Origin of the sequence: Marinomonas communis (genome assembly GCF_004363305.1) — a bacterium.
GTDB classification, from domain to species: Bacteria; Pseudomonadota; Gammaproteobacteria; order Pseudomonadales; family Marinomonadaceae; genus Marinomonas; species Marinomonas communis.
In genome coordinates this window covers 497,573-515,222 of the sequence record NZ_SNZA01000003.1, presented here as the reverse complement: position 1 = coordinate 515,222, position 17,650 = coordinate 497,573, and the positions used below count along the sequence as shown (strand labels likewise).

The 17,650-nt window shown below is 44.5% G+C and carries 18 protein-coding genes; 3 read left to right on the top strand and 15 right to left on the bottom strand.

Annotated elements, in window-relative coordinates; all coding sequences use genetic code 11:
• Positions 1-32: 32 nt before the first annotated feature.
• The 13 genes from rpoS to C8D85_RS11480 all read right to left on the bottom strand — a co-directional run bounded on the left by rpoS (position 33) and on the right by C8D85_RS11480 (position 11,404).
• A complete protein-coding gene (gene rpoS / locus C8D85_RS11540; RefSeq protein ID WP_133562788.1) occupies positions 33-1,025 on the bottom strand; it encodes an RNA polymerase sigma factor RpoS in 993 nt (330 codons plus the stop codon).
• Positions 1,026-1,056: 31 nt separating this feature from the next.
• On the bottom strand, positions 1,057-1,899 hold the full coding sequence (locus C8D85_RS11535) for a peptidoglycan DD-metalloendopeptidase family protein (RefSeq protein ID WP_244937004.1): 843 nt from the start codon (positions 1,897-1,899) through the stop codon (positions 1,057-1,059).
• A gap of 23 nt (positions 1,900-1,922) precedes the next feature.
• The gene (locus C8D85_RS11530) at positions 1,923-2,858 is read right to left on the bottom strand and encodes a DUF368 domain-containing protein (protein ID WP_133562786.1); all 936 of its coding nucleotides are present in this window, start codon (positions 2,856-2,858) and stop codon (positions 1,923-1,925) included.
• Positions 2,851-3,513: a protein-L-isoaspartate(D-aspartate) O-methyltransferase gene (locus tag C8D85_RS11525; RefSeq protein ID WP_133562784.1), complete on the bottom strand. Its 663-nt coding sequence runs from the start codon at positions 3,511-3,513 to the stop codon at positions 2,851-2,853. The genes C8D85_RS11530 and C8D85_RS11525 overlap by 8 nt, the downstream gene beginning before the upstream one ends.
• Positions 3,510-4,256: a 5'/3'-nucleotidase SurE gene (gene surE / locus C8D85_RS11520; protein ID WP_133562782.1), complete on the bottom strand. Its 747-nt coding sequence runs from the start codon at positions 4,254-4,256 to the stop codon at positions 3,510-3,512. Before surE ends, C8D85_RS11525 begins: the two co-directional genes overlap by 4 nt.
• On the bottom strand, positions 4,234-5,328 hold the full coding sequence (truD, locus tag C8D85_RS11515) for a tRNA pseudouridine(13) synthase TruD (protein ID WP_133562780.1): 1,095 nt from the start codon (positions 5,326-5,328) through the stop codon (positions 4,234-4,236). Before truD ends, surE begins: the two co-directional genes overlap by 23 nt.
• Complete coding sequence (gene ispF, locus C8D85_RS11510) at positions 5,325-5,813, bottom strand: 2-C-methyl-D-erythritol 2,4-cyclodiphosphate synthase (RefSeq protein ID WP_133562778.1); 489 nt, start codon at positions 5,811-5,813, stop codon at positions 5,325-5,327. Before ispF ends, truD begins: the two co-directional genes overlap by 4 nt.
• A 12-nt stretch (positions 5,814-5,825) precedes the next feature.
• Positions 5,826-6,521 carry a 2-C-methyl-D-erythritol 4-phosphate cytidylyltransferase gene (ispD, locus tag C8D85_RS11505; protein WP_133562776.1) on the bottom strand — a complete coding sequence of 232 codons (696 nt, stop codon included), beginning with the start codon at positions 6,519-6,521 and terminating at the stop codon, positions 5,826-5,828.
• Positions 6,521-6,799: a septum formation initiator family protein gene (locus tag C8D85_RS11500; protein WP_244937003.1), complete on the bottom strand. Its 279-nt coding sequence runs from the start codon at positions 6,797-6,799 to the stop codon at positions 6,521-6,523. Before C8D85_RS11500 ends, ispD begins: the two co-directional genes overlap by 1 nt.
• A gap of 111 nt (positions 6,800-6,910) precedes the next feature.
• Positions 6,911-8,206: a phosphopyruvate hydratase gene (gene eno / locus C8D85_RS11495; protein ID WP_133562773.1), complete on the bottom strand. Its 1,296-nt coding sequence runs from the start codon at positions 8,204-8,206 to the stop codon at positions 6,911-6,913.
• 51 nt (positions 8,207-8,257) lie between these two features.
• Positions 8,258-9,892: a CTP synthase gene (locus C8D85_RS11490; RefSeq protein WP_133562771.1), complete on the bottom strand. Its 1,635-nt coding sequence runs from the start codon at positions 9,890-9,892 to the stop codon at positions 8,258-8,260.
• 178 nt (positions 9,893-10,070) lie between these two features.
• Positions 10,071-11,033 (bottom strand): PDR/VanB family oxidoreductase, encoded by a 963-nt coding sequence (locus tag C8D85_RS11485; RefSeq protein WP_244937002.1) that lies wholly within the window; start codon positions 11,031-11,033, stop codon positions 10,071-10,073.
• 77 nt (positions 11,034-11,110) lie between these two features.
• Positions 11,111-11,404: a DUF6482 family protein gene (locus C8D85_RS11480; RefSeq protein ID WP_133562769.1), complete on the bottom strand. Its 294-nt coding sequence runs from the start codon at positions 11,402-11,404 to the stop codon at positions 11,111-11,113.
• Between the two features lie 65 nt (positions 11,405-11,469).
• Between C8D85_RS11480 and C8D85_RS11475 the strand changes: the two genes are divergently transcribed.
• On the top strand, positions 11,470-12,150 hold the full coding sequence (locus C8D85_RS11475) for a nucleoside/nucleotide kinase family protein (RefSeq protein WP_162847573.1): 681 nt from the start codon (positions 11,470-11,472) through the stop codon (positions 12,148-12,150).
• A 141-nt stretch (positions 12,151-12,291) separates the two neighbouring features.
• Complete coding sequence (locus C8D85_RS11470) at positions 12,292-13,530, top strand: outer membrane protein transport protein (RefSeq protein WP_133562765.1); 1,239 nt, start codon at positions 12,292-12,294, stop codon at positions 13,528-13,530.
• A 54-nt stretch (positions 13,531-13,584) separates the two neighbouring features.
• Here the strand turns inward: C8D85_RS11470 and tilS are convergent, their stop codons facing one another.
• Positions 13,585-14,832, bottom strand: coding sequence for a tRNA lysidine(34) synthetase TilS (tilS, locus tag C8D85_RS11465; RefSeq protein ID WP_133562763.1), 1,248 nt, complete (start codon positions 14,830-14,832; stop codon positions 13,585-13,587).
• 78 nt (positions 14,833-14,910) lie between these two features.
• Complete coding sequence (tyrS, locus tag C8D85_RS11460) at positions 14,911-16,215, bottom strand: tyrosine--tRNA ligase (RefSeq protein ID WP_133562761.1); 1,305 nt, start codon at positions 16,213-16,215, stop codon at positions 14,911-14,913.
• Positions 16,216-16,318: 103 nt separating this feature from the next.
• On the opposite strand from tyrS, the gene C8D85_RS11455 reads away from it, so the two are divergent.
• Positions 16,319-17,647, top strand: a complete 1,329-nt coding sequence (locus C8D85_RS11455; protein ID WP_211342181.1) for a peptidoglycan DD-metalloendopeptidase family protein — start codon at positions 16,319-16,321, stop codon at positions 17,645-17,647.
• Positions 17,648-17,650 lie beyond the last annotated feature (3 nt).

Genomic DNA, 17,650 nt, shown 5'->3' with positions numbered 1-17,650 from the left:
TAGAGCTTTTTCTTTAATTTACTGCTAGATAATTAGTGATCCATATCGATTACATCGGCCAATGACAATCCTCGGCTTTGCAACATAACTCTAAGCTTACGCAATGCCTCAACTTGAATCTGACGCACTCGCTCTCGAGTCAAGCCGATTTCAGCACCGACATCTTCAAGAGTACTAGGCTCATAGCCTCGAAGGCCAAAGCGGCGAGCGATCACTTCCCGTTGCTTATCATTTAGTTCATCTAATAGCTGCTCGATATTCTGGTGCACATCGCCAACTTGACGGTCATCCTCTGGACCAGTGTGCTGCGTATCTGCCAGCACTTCTACTAGACTTTTATCGTTGTCCATACCACCGACAGGTGAGTCAATTGAACTGACACGCTCGTTGAGACTCAACATCTTCTGCACATCTTCAACTGGACGATCGAGCATTTTAGCAATTTCTTCCGGCGTTGGCTCATGATCCAATTTCTGTGTTAATTCACGTGCCGCACGGAGATAAACGTTCAACTCCTTAACCACGTGAATCGGCAGACGAATTGTACGAGTTTGATTCATGATCGCTCTTTCGATGGTTTGTCGTATCCACCAAGTCGCGTAGGTTGAAAAACGGAAGCCACGCTCTGGGTCAAACTTTTCAACCGCTCGAATCAAACCAAGATTGCCTTCTTCGATAAGATCCAACAACGTCAAACCTCTGTTTAGGTAACGTCGTGAAATTTTAACGACTAATCGAAGGTTACTCTCGATCATTCGTTTGCGGGCAGCTTCATCCCCTTTCAGGGAAAGTCGAGCAAAGTAAACTTCTTCTTCAGCACTTAATAATGGCGAATATCCTATCTCGCTTAAATAAAGCTGTGTTACGTCTAGAGATTTGGTATCACTGTCAGCGTAGCGTGCATTGACAGCGGACTCAAACTCTTCGTCCGTGTCATCAACCTCCTCATCTATATTTTCGAAATCAAAATCATCAGTGTTGCGAATTAATTCTTCGCCTGACTTGTCCATCTCTACCGATTTCATATAGCCCTCCTCAATTCCCAAATTATGATTATTATTGTTTGGGTAAAACTTTTAGTGGATCAATTGGCTGGCCATCCCGCCTTACTTCAAAATGTAGTAAAGGCCTTTCAGAACCTTTACCACCAATGATGGCAAGGGAATCACCTGCTCGAACACTTTGTTTTTCCTTGACTAGGATACGATCATTGTATGCATAAGCACTTAAATAAACATCGTTGTGTTTCACAATAACCAAATTGCCATATCCAATTAAGCCATTGCCTGCATACACTACAACACCATCTGCCGCTGCTTTAACATGTTCAGAATCCTTCCCTCTTATGTCTATACCTTTACTACTTACGCCTGCATTTGAAAAGCTTTTTGTGACAGATCCAGCAATTGGCCAGCGCCAAACAGACACTTTTTGATCGGGTATATTTACAGTCGACACGGATCTTGAAGAAGAGTTCACTTTTTCTGTGGAGTTTTTTGTTACTGACTCATCGGGTGTCGATACAGTCTTAGTTCCCCTCGTAGTGGTAACCTTTCTCACACTCTTAGGGCCCCCTCTTAGACGTATTTTCTGATTTGGGTAAATGACGTATGGTGAATCAATACCATTAATATTTGCCACATTTCGATAGTCCAAGCCATAAGAAAACGCTATAGAAAACAACGTATCTCCAGATTGCACCCGATGAATTCCTGAGCTTGGAATGGATTTCGTTTTAGGGGAGGATGATGTACTTCGAGTATTTCCTATGCTGCCATAATGAAAACTGTCAGACGCACAACCAGTGACAAGCAGGCAAACCGAAATGACGACAATGAATCGCTGTGTCATCGTAAAAAACTTGTTGATAAAAGTTCTCAGCACTTTGGCTTCCTGCATGAAACACATCACTTTTTACACATCTACGACGGTTTTGTGTAAGTGTTAGTTTTTTGTAAGGAGATGTAATGCACTCCATAAACCAACACTGCCCCCAAAACCATCAAAGCGATTGGGATAAGCATTGTATCCACGAAATTGAATGACGGCATGTGCCAGGGCAATAGTAATTGCTCTTCACTTGGTACACGCTTACTGCCTACCTCAATGAAGGCTGTCACTTGCTTCCACGGCCAAACCTTCACCAAGGCCCCTAACATGATGCCAGTCAGTAACGCTAGGGTCATAGATTTTGCATTTTCTAACAACCAATTAAGAACCTTTGAAAAACTCAGCAGCCCTAATAAAGCACCGAGCGCAAAAATACTAATCACCATTAGATCCAATTGCTTAATGGCGGTCATCACAAACCCATACATACCTAGCATTAATAGAATAAAACTACCTGAAATGCCTGGAAGAATCATCGCACATATTGCAATCATGCCAGACAAGAAAATCATTAGAGGGTTAATATCTATTTGAGTTGGAACCAACAATGAAAGAGAAGCTCCCACAACAATACCAATCACCATGACCAAAAAATGTCGTCTTGAAAAGCTAGGCATCTCATGTAGTAGCACATACGCTGAGGCAATAATCAAACCAAAGAAGAAGCTCCACAGCCACACTGGATAAGAGGCTAACAACGAAGTAATCACACTGGCAATGCCAAAAATACTGGTTGCAACTCCGAGCAAAAGTACCAATAAAAAACCACCATCAAAATGACGCCATATCCCTTTAAAGTCGCCTTTAAATAACAGCGCAATACTAGCCTTATTTACGCCACTTAAGGCATGTATTAAGCGATCATAAATCCCTACAATAAAAGCTATGGTGCCACCCGACACACCAGGGACCACATCAGCGGCCCCCATTAATACACCACTTAAATACGTTTTAAGCCATTTAGGCATCCACTTTCCCTTCTAGTAATGGAACAAATTGTGCTGGGGTTGATTCTAAACGTTTCCACTTATACCCAACACGCTGCCAGCAACCAATGCTGGGGACTTCGTCTGCGATGGGCATGATTAAAATACCATCTTCTTTTAACATATCCGTTAAGGCTACCGGTACCTTGCTGGCCATTGCCGTAACAATGATGGCATCCATTTGAACTTTCTGAGGCCATCCTAAATGACCATCCCCATGTAAAAATTCAACGTTATTAAAACCCATGCTTCGAATACGAGTTTGGGCTTGGAGATAAAGACTTTTTTGTCTTTCAATGGTGTGCACTTTGTTGAAAAAGTGCGCTAATAAACATGTTTGATAGCCTGAGCCAGTTCCCACTTCTAAAACACGACCTAAACGTGCATAGGTCAACAGCCACAACGTCATTTTAGCAACGGTCAATGGCTGGCTAATCGTCTGACTACGACCAATCGGAAGCGGTGTTGGACTGTATGCTAAATGAGAAAAAGCAGGTTCAACAAACTCATGGCGAGGTAAACGCCCCATAAGCTCTAGCAATTCAGCGTGTTCTACCCCTTCACCCATTAAGTGCTCTAGCATTTGACTAGATCGAGGTTGAGACCTTTTTAACAACTCATCCAATGCTGTGCTCATGGTGCTAAATCATTCACCCATTTACGCAATTGATTGATTGAAGAGTGGCAAGTCATGTCTGTATGAATAGGTGTTATAGAGACATAGCCATTCGAAACAGCATAGAAATCCGTGTCATCCGCGGCATCATTGGGTTCTGCCAACATACCAATCCAATAGCACTCGATGCCCTTAGGGTGATTCGCTGGGATGGCTGGATGTGCTTGATGACGATAACCTAAGCGCGTCACTCTGATCCCTTTCAACTCCTCATAAGGAACATCTGGCACGTTTATATTGAGCAGTACTTTTGGAGGTAATGCCAGTGCGTGTGTGTCCTGCAAAAGCGTATCAATGACTTTAGCTGCGGTATCAAAATGATGTTTCCCAACCAACGAAACGGCAATTGCTGGCCGCCCGAGGTGACGGGCTTCCATCGCAGCGGCGACAGTTCCCGAATAAAGCACATCATCTCCTAGGTTTGGTCCGTGGTTAATGCCTGAAATCACGGCATCAAAACGTCCATCAATCACTTCAGAGATCGCCAAATTAACACAATCCGTCGGCGTACCATCCACTTTATATTGGTTTGCACGAACACAGGTTGGTCGTAATGGACGAGTCAGTGTCAATGAATTGCTAGCGCCACTCCGGTCTCGATCAGGCGCTACTAGAGTGACGTCATAACGATTTTGAAGCTGTTTTGCTAAGGTTTGAATACCCAGAGCATCCAACCCATCATCATTCGAAAGAAGTAGTCTCATTATGTTTTTCTTGAGATCGATCGTTAATAGTAAAAAGTTCTCTTAGAACACTCGTTGCAAAAGCGCCTTTTGGAAGCTCAAATTGCAACACCAGTTGATCTGGTTCCTTTCCGTTAGATAGCAATTCCCAGGCCATATTGGTTGGGACAATTCGTGTCGCACGGCTATCTCTAGAAAAATCGAAGCTGATCAATCCCTCTAATAACTCACTCTGTTCAGCATATAGTTCAGTCATTGCCTTAGCTCGCTCTAGGTTGGTTCCCATTGGCCAACCATCACTGATCAAAGGTAGGACCGGCGAGATTTCACCATTACGATGACGCAACAAATTATCTAAAGAGTGCTCTTTGATACGAAATGACTGCGCACCATCACGTGGTTGAGCAATATCACCTACACTCAGCGTATCCCAACTACCCCGCTCAACAAATTGCGATAACGCTTCATTGAAAAACCATGAGCGTATAGCGGATAGCCAAAATGACTGAGTTTTGTTCAGTTTATGAGTCCCTTTTCGTCCTGGCATAACGAGCTTGTAACCATTGACTAGGTTATTACCTTGAATACCAAAACGCTGTTCACCGTAGTAGTTCGGGACACCAAAGCGTTCAATTAGACTTAAACGCTGTTCAATCTCTGAACGCTCTCCCTGTATATTGCGTAAGCGTAATACAAAGCGATTCCCTTGAAGGCCACCTGTTTTTAGCTTCTTCGAGTGACGTGTTTGCGATAGCACACGAACCATTTCGGGCTCACGAAACACTTGCTCGATTTCGCTAAGATCCGGCGCGTGCCCAGTCATGTGCAAACAAAACCACTGACGCGTACAAGCGTGTCGATCTTTAACCCCCGCATACGTCACTCTATTAGGAGAAATATCGGCAGCTTGTGCTAAGCGTTTGGCTAAGTAATCAGTGTTAACACCCTGCTTCTCAACCCATAAATAAACGAACTCGCCTTTGCCTTCTGGTTCAAACCCTAGGATTTCTTCAACAAGGAAGTCGCTGGCAAAGGTTTTTAAATCTGCGCGCGCATGGGGTGCTGTCCACGCGTAATGCCAATCTGTGTTCATGAATTCTCTCGGTACAATAAAGCCACGGCTTCGACAGCAATACCTTCTTTACGCCCAGTGAATCCCAACTTCTCCGTTGTCGTTGCTTTGACATTCGTGGCCGACATGTCGATTTGAAGGTCCGCGGCTATGTTGGCACGCATGTCATCAATATGTGGTCGCATTTTAGGTGCTTGTGCAATGATGGTTACATCAACGTTAGCAACAGACCAGCCGAGCTTTTGAATCTCTGAATAAGCCTGACGCAATAACACTCTGCTATCAGCACCTTCAAATTCAGCGTCCGTATCAGGAAAGTGTTTACCAATGTCCCCTAATGCTGCCGCGCCAAGCAAAGCGTCCGTCAAAGCATGCAGTGCAACATCACCGTCAGAGTGCGCTATCAGTCCCTGATCATAAGGAATGGAGACACCACCGATAATAATATGGTCACCTTCTCCAAATTTATGGACATCAAAGCCGTGACCAATACGAAATGGAAACATGTTGTTCTCCTATTATTTAGCGGTTTGCTGGATGCTAAGCAAAGCTTGGGCAATCACAAGATCTTCCGGCACAGTAATTTTAAGATTACTAGATTCACCTTCTACCAAATCAGGCTGCCAGCCAATCAACTCCATTGCCGAGCTTTCGTCTGTAATCGCAACCCCCTCTTCCAGCGCAGATGCAAGGCCCTGATACAAAGCCATTAGCGGGAATTTTTGTGGGGTTTGTGCTTGCCAGATCACACTACGGTCTACCGTCGCAGTAGAACGCTGCTCTTCGGCTAATTTCAACGTGTCTTTGCACGGTATCGCTAACAACGCACCTTGATCACCTGTATGTGCCATGATGCGAGTTAAGGCCGCTTCGGTTACTAACGGGCGCGCAGCATCATGCACTAAGACAGATTCGTCATCCGACACACCGATTGCCATTAATACTTGTAAACCATTCAGTACGGTTTCAGACCGTTCTTGACCACCATCGAAGCGAACCACTTGCGGATTACCGGCCCATTCCGATTGTTGCCAATATTCGTCATCTGGACTGACACCGACAGCAATACCTGTAATCTGCGGATGCTCTAAAAACTTTTCTATTGTGGTATCCAGAATGGTTTTGCCATTCAGCATTAAATATTGCTTAGGCTGTGTACTAGCCATACGTTTGCCAACGCCAGCCGCTGGAATAATCACCCAAAACTGTGTCATTACTTTTCTACTATTCGATAAAAGACTTCACCGTCTTTAATATATTGAAGTTCGGTACGAACATGCTCTTCGATCGCATCTTCTCCGCGTTTGAGGTCACCAATCTGAGCCCGCAGAGCATCGTTCCTGACTTTTAAGCGTTTATTGATCTGTTCTTGGTATTCGATCTGTTTAGCAAGTTCTTCATCGCGTTTAACTCCTTGCTCTCCCCAATAAATTTGAAAAGCAAAGTATGAAGAAGCTGATAGAAAGATGACTAAAAAAATGCGCAACATCATGTTGAATGATTCAGGCTCTGGACAAATGAATGCCCATTATTTCGCGAATTGAGTGAAAAAAAAATAAAAAAGGGAGAACGAATGTTCTCCCTTTGATAAAAAGACCGTAAATTATGCTTGGCCTTTGATCTCAGAGCGACCTTTGTAAGGTGCTTTACCGCCCAATTGCTCTTCAATACGTAGCAATTGGTTGTACTTAGACACACGGTCAGAACGACATAGAGAGCCTGTTTTGATCTGGCCAGCGGCTGTACCCACTGCTAGGTCAGCGATAGTCGCATCTTCTGTTTCACCTGAACGGTGAGAGATCACGGCAGTGTAGCCAGCGTCTTTCGCCATCTTGATTGCTTCAAGTGTTTCAGTTAGAGAACCGATTTGGTTGAACTTGATCAAGATAGAGTTAGCGATACCTTCATCGATACCACGCTTCAGGATCTTAGTATTGGTTACGAACAAGTCATCACCAACAAGCTGGATCTTGTCACCAAGGATCTTAGTTTGGTAAGCGAAACCTTCCCAGTCAGATTCGTCTTGACCATCTTCGATCGAAACGATTGGGTACTCTTCACATAGCTCAGCTAGGTAATCAGAGAACTCTTCTGACGTGAAGACTTTACCTTCACCTTTCATGTTGTACTTGCCATCTTCGTAGAATTCTGAAGAAGCACAGTCCATCGCTAGTGTGATGTCTTTGCCTAGCTCGTAACCAGCCGCTGCAACCGCTTCTTTGATTACCGCAAGTGCTTCAGCATTGGAAGCAAGGTCAGGTGCGAAACCACCTTCATCACCTACAGCAGTATTCAAACCACGTGCACTAAGAACTTTCTTCAATGCGTGGAAAATTTCGGCACCGTAACGTAGCGCTTCACGGAAGTTAGGCGCGCCAACTGGCTGAATCATGAACTCTTGGATATCAACGTTGTTATCCGCGTGCTCACCACCGTTGATGATGTTCATCATCGGAACTGGCATTGAGTAAACGCCTGGAGTACCGTTGATGTCAGCAATGTGTGCGTACAGAGGCACCTTCTTAGAAACAGCCGCTGCTTTCGCTGCAGCCAAAGAAACCGCTAGGATAGCGTTCGCACCAAATTGAGATTTGTTCTCTGTACCATCAAGATCGATCATGATCTTATCTAGCTCAGCTTGCGCTGTTGCGTCTTTACCTAGTAGCGCTTCACGGATTGGACCGTTTACCGCTGCGACAGCCTTCAATACACCTTTACCTAGGTAACGGCTCTTGTCACCATCACGTAGTTCCAAAGCTTCACGAGAACCGGTAGAGGCACCAGAAGGTGCACACGCTGTACCAAACGAGCCATCCGCTAGGATTACGTCAGCTTCCACAGTTGGGTTACCACGTGAATCCAGAACTTCTCTGGCTTTGATATCAACGATTTGACTCATAACAAACCCCTTTTAGTAGATGAAAAATTCACAAACATCTGTCTGCTAAAATTATTTTTCTTTTCCTGCATTTTTCAGTGCCGCGTGAACGAATGCACTGAACAGGCCGTGACCATATCGAGGCGTTGAAGTAAATTCAGGGTGGAATTGACACGCAACAAACCAAGGATGGTCAGCGATTTCCACCATTTCTACTAAAGAGTTATCAGCTGACAAGCCAGAGATAGTTAGGCCTGCTTCTTTAAGCGCTGGAACATAGTAGTTGTTTACTTCATAACGGTGACGATGACGTTCACTGATCACATTTTGACCGTACGCAGCATGGGCTTTCGTACCTTCAATCAGGTTACAGTTCTGAGCGCCAAGGCGCATCGTTCCACCAAGATCGGATTCCTCTGACCGGATTTCTTTGGAACCTTCAGAGTTGACCCATTCAGTGATGAGGCCAACCACAGGATTCTCTGTTTTTAAGTTAAACTCAGTGCTGTGCGCACCGGTTAGATTTGCTACGTTACGAGCAAATTCGATGACCGCTACTTGCATACCTAGACAGATACCCAAGTAAGGGATTTTGTTTTCACGAGCGTATTGCGCTGTACGAATTTTACCTTCTACACCACGCTCACCGAAGCCGCCAGGTACTAGGATTGCATCCATACCCTCCAGCACTGATGTGCCTTCTTCTTCGATTTTCTCAGAGTCAATGTAATGCAGTTTTACTTTGGTACGTGCGTGGATACCAGCGTGATCCATCGCTTCGATCAAAGACTTGTAGGCATCCAACAACTCCATGTACTTACCAACCATGGCGATGTTCACTTGTTTCTCTGGGTTTAGTTTCGCTTGCGCTACTTTGTTCCAGATTTCCAAGTCCGCAATGTTGCAGTCTAAGTTAAAGCGTTGAACGATCAAGCTATCAAGACCTTGATCTGCTAGCATCTGTGGAATTTTGTAGATAGTGTCTGCGTCTGGTAGAGAAATAACCGCGCGCTCATCAACGTTTGTGAACAAAGCAATTTTCTTACGCTCAGGCGCTTCAATCGACACTTCAGAACGACATACAAGGATATCTGGTTGAATACCGATAGAACGAAGCTCTTTCACAGAGTGTTGTGTCGGTTTTGTTTTCGTTTCACCTGCTGTACGGATGTAAGGAACCAGTGTCAGGTGCATGAACAATGCACGGTGTGAGCCAAGCTCAACTTTCAACTGACGTACCGCTTCTAGGAATGGTTGTGATTCGATATCACCAACCGTGCCACCGATCTCAACTAGAGCAACATCAGCGCCTTCAGCACCTTTAAGTACACGGCGTTTGATTTCATCGGTGATATGCGGGATTACCTGAACTGTGCCACCTAGGTAGTCACCACGACGCTCTTTTTGTAGAACGTGCTGGTATACGCGGCCAGAAGTGAAGTTGTTAAGCTTAGTCATCTTAGTATCGATGAAACGCTCGTAGTGACCTAGATCTAGGTCAGTCTCAGCACCGTCTTCAGTGACATAAACTTCACCGTGCTGAAATGGGCTCATTGTGCCTGGATCAACGTTAATGTATGGATCCAGTTTAAGCATGGTGACTTTTAGACCACGGGATTCTAGGATCGCCGCAAGAGATGCTGAAGCCAATCCTTTACCAAGTGATGAAACCACGCCGCCTGTGACGAAAATATATCGTGTCGCCATGAGTGTTAAGCCCGCCTTAAATTTGTATGATCGAAATGAGAAAAGGCACTTAAAAAAGCACCTTTAGGACGGGAGCAAATAATAGCATCAGAGCGGGATTCACTCAACGTAAAAGCTTAGAAGTTTTGCGTCTTTTATGAACAAACAGCACTAGGTAGTACCTAGATCGAAACATTTCCTAGATATCGAGAACGAGGACATCACTGCGAGAACGAGAACAACACGGCATTATCAAGCTATTTTGAGTGTGCTCCTGCGGGGATAAAAACGTATCTCTGTGGTCAGGTACCCCATCAATCACTCGAGTCATACATGTGCCGCACCAGCCTTCTTCACAGGAGATTGGAATATCAATACCATTCATCTCTAGTGCTTCCGTAATACTCACACCTGGAGGCACATCAATCATTTGCCCAGAGCTGGCAAGTTTGACCTGAAACATCTCGCGCGGAGTCTGATCTATCAAAGGGGATTTTGCCCCTGTAAAGAACTCTTTATGTAGCCTCTCTTCTGGCCAGCCAAACACTTTCGCGCAGTTCATTATTTCTTCTATGTACTGCCTAGGCCCACATACATACAAATCCGGATGGCTAACCAAGCTTTTCAAAAGCGATTCTATGTTTAACCGTGAATTTGCATCACTAAAATGCCAATGCACTTTATCAGCAAACTCAGACTTATTAAGCTGATCATAAAATGCTGCAGATGCTGGCGACTTTGCTGAGTAATGCAAAGCAAAATCAACACCTGTCTTGGCAAGCATTTGTGCCATAGGTATCAGTGGTGTAATGCCAATCCCTGCACCCAGTAAAATAGCTGTTTTACGTGGATTTTTTAGCAAAAAGTGATTTTGAGGGTAGCTGGCCTGGAGACGGTCTCCAACCTTCATTTGATGCAATAACATGGACCCGCCTCGGGAATTAGGGTCTTTTAACACCGCTATTTCATAAGACATTCCCGTCGTAGGCAAGCGGCACAACGAATATTGCCGCATTAACCCATTAGGCAGTTTCAACTCAACATGAGCACCAGCTTGATAAAGCGGCAAGGTGCTACCATTTTGTGAAACCAACTCAATTCGAATAACACGACTGGTCTCTTTTACAATACGACTAATTTTTAAATCCAGTACTGCTTTCACAACCTAACCCTACTGCTTGTTCATCATTACTGAATATAGACAACCGCTCGCATATATGTAGTCAAATGAAGATGTATTTATTTAAATGGGTCGCCAATTGGTACTTCTAAAATATTCCCTTGACCTATAGGCTGGCCGACCATCTCATCGTAAGCGCTTTGATGGCACAGTACCATGGTTCCTACATTCTTATCGCTGAATAAAGATTGCAAATCCAGCTTGTTATGGCTCGTTAAAAAGCCCCCTTTTGAATCTTGTATGTAATGTTCCTCACCTGAAACAACCACCGAAAGTTGATACAGATTAGACTCTAAGGAATGGATACACACTTTATCGATCATAGAAATTTTAGCTAGCTCAGTAACGGTCATTTCGATACCCTCTTTTTATTGCTCACCCCATACATACGACGTAATGATTAACTTGGATGAACCCAATGAATTCCGACCTGTACCGTAAACTTGACCAATTACAGACTTATCAAGATGCCTTATTGAGAGTGCAACATCGACTAGACACAGGTCATTCTCGTTACATTATCGGCATTGCTGGCCTCCCTGGTTCTGGCAAATCAACCCTCGGGGACTACATCGCATTGAGACTAAACCAAACTCATCCAAATCAAGTGATCAGCGTGAGTATGGACGGCTTTCATCTGAGCAAAGCGCAACTTGGCACCTTCCCCGATGTTGAGGCAGCCTTTGCCCGACGAGGAGCGCCTTGGACATTTGATAGTCAGCGTTTTTATCAACATCTAGTCGATTTTAAACAGCCAGATCAAAAGCCCTTAACATGGCCGAGCTTTGATCACACACAAGGGGACCCTGTCGAGGGCAGCATCAACATACCTAGTGAAGCTCAAATTCTGATTGTCGAAGGTCTATACGTACTTCATAACCAACATGGGTTTGAGCATGTTCAGAAGCTTCTCGATGAGAAATGGTTTATCGACCTACCTATCGAAGCCGCTATGAAGCAACTTACCATGAGGCACCAACAGGCTTGGGGCATTAGCTTAGATGAAGCACAACAAAGAATTGCATCAAACGATGCCTTAAATGCACAGATAGTAGAACAAACAAAAAACCGTGCAGACTATTTTTTGTCTGTAAAATGAACGAAAATGACACCAATTACGCAACAAAATTACATGGAAACTATCAATAGATGGGACTATGTTCTATTTAGCAATATAAACTGTGGCGTGGGGCGCCAAAGTTCATAGTCTGTCCAATAATAAAAAAAGGAAACCTAATTTATGAACGTGTCTTTCCCGTACAAACGAACGCTGATCGCATCAGCCCTTGCTCTTTCTGCTGTGCACATCCACGCTGCAGGATTTCAGTTAAATGCTCAGTCTGCAACAGGCCTTGGTCGAGCTTTCGCCGGTGACGCAGTCATTGGCGATAACGCATCTGTCATCGCCCGTAACCCAGCGGCAATGTCTCTGTTTGACCGTCCAGCTCTTTCTGTTGGTTTCGAAACCATTACAACTGATATCGAAGTCAAAAATGGATCCTACACCAATAACTTAACCTCGAGCAGTTCTGATGCCAACTCTGACAGTATAGGAAGTACATCTATTGCTCCTAACTTTTATTACATACGTCCGGTTAATGATAAATTTGCTTGGGGTGTCAACGCTTACTCTAATTTCGGTACTAAAACTGAATTCGAAGATGACTACGCAGGTTACGAATATGGTGGAAAGACTGATGTGGTAAGCGCTAATTTTGGTCTTGTTGGATCCTACAAGGCAACCGATCAATTGACTTTGGGGGCGGGCATCGATGCCGTTTACGGTAAAGGAACATTCACGCGTCCAGCCAACCCAACCGCTTCTGCTCTGCTTAGTATTGATAATTTGCTAGAGGTTGAAGCTGATGGTTGGGGATTTGGTTATAATCTAGGGTTAATGTTTGAACTTGATCAGAATAATCGTTTTGGGTTTGACTACCACTTTAGTCCAGATATCGAAGCTGATGGTGAAGTTTATCGTTATGGCTCTACAACTGCTAAACAATCGGATACAGTTATCATGCCACTGCCTGATATTGCAGAATTTTCAGGCTACCATCGTATTGCTCCAGAATACGCAGTTCATTACAGCATTCAATTTATCCGCTGGTCTGAATTTAAAACATTAGAAGCTAAAAATGCTGGAACAATTAATACCTACAACTGGCAAGACGCTATGCATTACTCAATTGGTGGCACCTACTACATGAATGATGCTTGGGAGTTAAGAGCAGGCTACATGTATGATACCAGCGCTCAGGACCAAAAGCGTTCTATATCTGTGCCTGATTCAGATCGCCAATGGTTTTCAGCAGGTGTTACCTACAAACCTGATGACGTGAGCAGCATTGATTTTGGAGCCACTTATCTTCTTGGAGAGGATGTTGATGTTGCAGAAAATAATGCTCTTTCAAGCATCACAGGCACAACCCATGCTAATGCTATCTTGCTAGGTTTGCAGTACAGTCGCTCGTTCTAATATCACTTTAAGAACGTTAGATAACCAAATGCCCAGCAAATTGCTGGGCATTTTTTATGATTGGCTAGGCCACAACAACTTCCCATTAGGCTCCCATTTCACATTCCCTTGCCAGTAAGGCGCTTGCCATAAGTCTGCGATCGCGACGAGTTCATCATCAACATAAATATAGGGGATCTGCTCGCGCCACCAATTTGGTATATTTTTATCTTGTAACCATTTCTTTAGCGGTCGTGTCTTACCATTTTTTAAATGCAGCAACACATTATCAGGACGAGGCTTGATCACAACTTCTTGATCGCAGTAGACTTGATCAAATGCTCGAATTAGCCGCTGCCCTGCCGCTATATTTTGCTCAACAACAGGCAAAGCTTTTGGCAGCACATGCAGTACATTTTTATAACGGACAATACGATGCCTACGGTGCAGAAATTCAGGCTGGTTCTGATGATGACTATAAAACATTTCCACCAGAGCCATTTGTTGTTGCTGAGTAATCGAAATACCTCGATCACTCAAATACGATGACAACCAAAAGCCTCTTTCCTGCTCAGGTAGCATGTTTAATTGCAAACCATCATTTTGATCAATAAAACGCTCTAGCGCTTCCCCTAAAAGCCGCTTAATCACACGCCCTTCCGCTTGAATTCGATCCACACTTTGGGCGATATGTTTGGCGATATTTGGTTGCCCCTCTTGCCAAGGTGTTAGCACTTTGTGACGTAAAAAGTTGCGGCGATAACGCGTATCATCATTAGACTCATCTTCCACCCAAGAAAGCTGTTGTCGAGCAGCATATTCTTCTATGTCAACACGAGGCGTTTTTAGCAATGGTCGGTAAATATTAGCCACTCCAAGGGAGCGCTCCTCGGGAATACCTTGTATACCACGCCAACCACAACCACGTTCTAGACGAAACAAAATGGTCTCAGCCTGGTCGTTTGCATGATGGGCCTGAAGCAAGACATCACCGTCCCGCAAAACCTTGTCAAACGCACGATAACGCTCTTTGCGCGCTTGCTCTTCAATAGACCCCTTACCCTCTACAGTGACTCTTTCAAAACAAAAATCCACTTCGAGGTTAGAACATAGCGTCTTGCAAAACTCTAGCCAAGTGTCAGCGTTTTCGCTCAAACCATGATGGACATGAATCGCCGCCACACGGTCACGAAGCTCTGATGGAGCATCCCTAACTAAGAGGTGCAACAAAACAACAGAGTCCACACCGCCACTCAGAGCAAGCCAAATCCTGCCTTGCTCACCAAGCAATGTTTGGAGTCTCAGCCAGTCAATAGTGATCATTCTCTCCGTCTCTTAAATCATGCTATGACACAAACAGAAAAGGCGCCGAAGCGCCTTTAGAAGAATAAACCGAATGCTTTACAGAGCAAACAAGTGGTGTTTTTTCTTACCTAGCTTCACTAGGAAATACTTACCGTAGTAACCATTCTCTGCTTTAAAGATATCTGCTGCCGCCATGTTATCTTCCATGCCTTTTGCAACACCGTTCACAAAGACAGAGTTACGCTGAAGTGCATCTTTTACTTGCTTACCACTTGCAGCAAGACCCGCGTCTGCTAACAGTGAAGTCAGTGGTGTTTCAGCAAGGTTGATACCTTCTAGAGAGCTGCTTGGTAATCCATCTAATTGAATTTGCTCAAGGTCTTGCTCACTTAGTTTGTCTGTTTCACCGCTGAACAACGCTTGCGTGATACGTTCTGCAGCCGCTAGACCTTCTTCACCGTGCACTAAGCGCGTTGCTTCACGAGCAAGAATGGCTTGCGCTTGTGGCTTGCCACCGTTTTCTTGGTCCGCTTTTTCAATCGCTTCAATTTCTTCGATAGACAGGAACGTGAAGTACTTAAGGAACTTGTACACATCCGCGTCTGCAGTACCCAACCAGAATTGGTAGAAAGAGTACTGACTGGTTTTCTTAGGATCCAACCATACCGCACCGGATTCTGTTTTACCGAATTTAGTACCGTCAGATTTCGTGACTAGAGGAACGGTTAGACCAAATACTTGCGCTTGGTTCTGGCGACGAGAAAGGTCAATACCACCAACAATGTTACCCCATTGATCACTACCACCTACTTGAAGCGTACAATCGTACAGGCGGTTAAGTTCCGCGAAGTCCATACCTTGCAGTAAAGCGTATGAGAACTCAGTGAATGAGATACCAGAGCCTTCACGGTTTAGACGCTGCTGCACAGATTCTTTATTGATCATGGCATTAACAGAGAAGTGCTTACCGATTTCACGCAAGAAATCGATCACATTCATGTTGCCTGTCCAATCTAAGTTGTTTACCACGCGCGCAGGGTTATCAACACCTTCGAAAGAAATAAATTGGCTCACTTGGCCTTTGATCTTGTCTGCCCAGCTTGCTACCACATCAGATGTGTTCAACGAGCGTTCTGCTGCTTTGAAGCTTGGATCGCCGATCATACCTGTAGCACCACCCACTAAGGCAATTGGATTGTGGCCGGCGTCTTGGCAACGCTTAAGCACTAGCAGAGGCACAAGGTGACCTAGGTGAAGGCTGTCCGCGGTTGGATCGAAGCCACAATACAAAGTACGACGACCAGATGACAAGTGAGCACGAAGCTCCTCTTCTGCTGTCATTTGAGCGATAAGCCCACGAGCTTGTAAGTCCGCTAATAGGTCGGTGTTTTGCTGTGTCATTTTACGATCCAAATCCTAATTGAGTGATATTTAATTGGCGTTCAATTATAGCCACTTAGTTGGTAGGATGACATGGCTTTCTATGGAAAAATGGAACACAAACTTGGACAAATCATTGCTTACCAAAAGTCTTATCGGCGTTTCTTCAATTCTTTTAATTGCGGGCGCAGCGACGCTTTATTGGGCTTTTAACAGCTCCCCCCACCAAGCGACACAAAGTAATGAGTCGCGACCACGACATTCAGCAGGCCCAGTGCCTGAAAAAGCAATGATTGCCTCCCCTCTCGATCAGGTGAAAGCAGAGAAAACCCTTGAGACAACAAAGGTGATTTTAAAAGCAGGCGACTCCCTTTCTCGTACACTCAATCGACTTGGTATTACAGATAGGCAAATCGCACAGCTACTTCAAGCCGATTCATCAAAGGTACTCACTTCCCTACAGCCTGGGCAAAAGTTAACAATCCAACGATGGCTTCCCAAACAACAGTTAGAAAGCTTAACGCTTTCCTCCACCCCAGAAAAAGCCTATGTGTTCCAGCATAACCCAGAGCAAAACCTTTTTTCGTTTACGGAACAAGTAGCACCTATAGAAACGCGCTTGCGCTACCAAGAGGTCATGATTGATAACTCTCTTTTTCTAGATGGATCCCGTGCTGGGTTGAATGACAAACTACTGTTGGCGCTAACAGACATCTTTCGTTGGGATATAGATTTTGCTTTGGACATCCGTCCAGGTGATCGCTTTGCAGTATTATTTGAGGAGCGCTTCATCAATGGAGACCGACTCGACTCAGGCAATATCATTGCCGCGCAGTTTATTAACAATGGGCGAATTTATGAGGCAATTCGCTATCAAATAAACAATGGCGCGAACTACTTTACTCGCGACGGCTTATCACTAAGAAAAGCCTTCATCCGATCTCCGGTGGACTTTACTCATGTCTCATCACAATTTAACCCCAATCGTTTACACCCAATTTTTAAAACGACGCGACCTCATCAAGGGGTTGATTATGCGGCACCGGAAGGCACCCCAGTCTATAGCTCAGGGCATGGCACGATTTCATTTGTAGGAGAAATGAAAGGGTATGGCAACACTGTTATTATTGACCACGGCAAGGGCTACAGCACGCTTTATGCGCACTTAAGCGAGTTTCAAGAGGGCCTTTATATAGGGCAAGAGATACAGCAAGGTAATGAAATTGCCAAGGTTGGTCAGACAGGATGGGCAACAGGACCACACCTTCATTACGAATTTCGCATTCAAGGGCAGCATAAAAACCCTGAAACCGTCGACATTCCTTATGACAGTCCAATGAGTAAAGATGAATTAGTGAATTTCTTACCTTACGCTCAGCAGGTCATTACGCGCTTACAACAATCACAGTCCAGTGATTATTCACAATATCTCAGCCAACTCTCTAGAAGATAAAAC

Bases quoted from the DNA above. Each gene is read 5' to 3' on its own strand.
- C8D85_RS11475 (WP_162847573.1), top strand. From the start codon at position 11,470: ATGAATTCCGACCTGTACCGTAAACTTGACCAATTACAGACTTATCAA.
- tyrS (WP_133562761.1), bottom strand. From the start codon at position 16,215: ATGACACAGCAAAACACCGACCTATTAGCGGACTTACAAGCTCGTGGG.
- C8D85_RS11535 (WP_244937004.1), bottom strand. From the start codon at position 1,899: ATGCAGGAAGCCAAAGTGCTGAGAACTTTTATCAACAAGTTTTTTACG.
- eno (WP_133562773.1), bottom strand. From the start codon at position 8,206: ATGAGTCAAATCGTTGATATCAAAGCCAGAGAAGTTCTGGATTCACGT.
- tilS (WP_133562763.1), bottom strand. From the start codon at position 14,832: ATGATCACTATTGACTGGCTGAGACTCCAAACATTGCTTGGTGAGCAA.
- ispD (WP_133562776.1), bottom strand. From the start codon at position 6,521: ATGACACAGTTTTGGGTGATTATTCCAGCGGCTGGCGTTGGCAAACGT.
- rpoS (WP_133562788.1), bottom strand. From the start codon at position 1,025: ATGAAATCGGTAGAGATGGACAAGTCAGGCGAAGAATTAATTCGCAAC.
- ispF (WP_133562778.1), bottom strand. From the start codon at position 5,813: ATGTTTCCATTTCGTATTGGTCACGGCTTTGATGTCCATAAATTTGGA.
- C8D85_RS11470 (WP_133562765.1), top strand. From the start codon at position 12,292: ATGAACGTGTCTTTCCCGTACAAACGAACGCTGATCGCATCAGCCCTT.
- C8D85_RS11530 (WP_133562786.1), bottom strand. From the start codon at position 2,858: ATGCCTAAATGGCTTAAAACGTATTTAAGTGGTGTATTAATGGGGGCC.
- C8D85_RS11500 (WP_244937003.1), bottom strand. From the start codon at position 6,799: ATGATGTTGCGCATTTTTTTAGTCATCTTTCTATCAGCTTCTTCATAC.
- surE (WP_133562782.1), bottom strand. From the start codon at position 4,256: ATGAGACTACTTCTTTCGAATGATGATGGGTTGGATGCTCTGGGTATT.
- C8D85_RS11480 (WP_133562769.1), bottom strand. From the start codon at position 11,404: ATGACCGTTACTGAGCTAGCTAAAATTTCTATGATCGATAAAGTGTGT.
- C8D85_RS11525 (WP_133562784.1), bottom strand. From the start codon at position 3,513: ATGAGCACAGCATTGGATGAGTTGTTAAAAAGGTCTCAACCTCGATCT.
- truD (WP_133562780.1), bottom strand. From the start codon at position 5,328: ATGAACACAGATTGGCATTACGCGTGGACAGCACCCCATGCGCGCGCA.
- C8D85_RS11490 (WP_133562771.1), bottom strand. From the start codon at position 9,892: ATGGCGACACGATATATTTTCGTCACAGGCGGCGTGGTTTCATCACTT.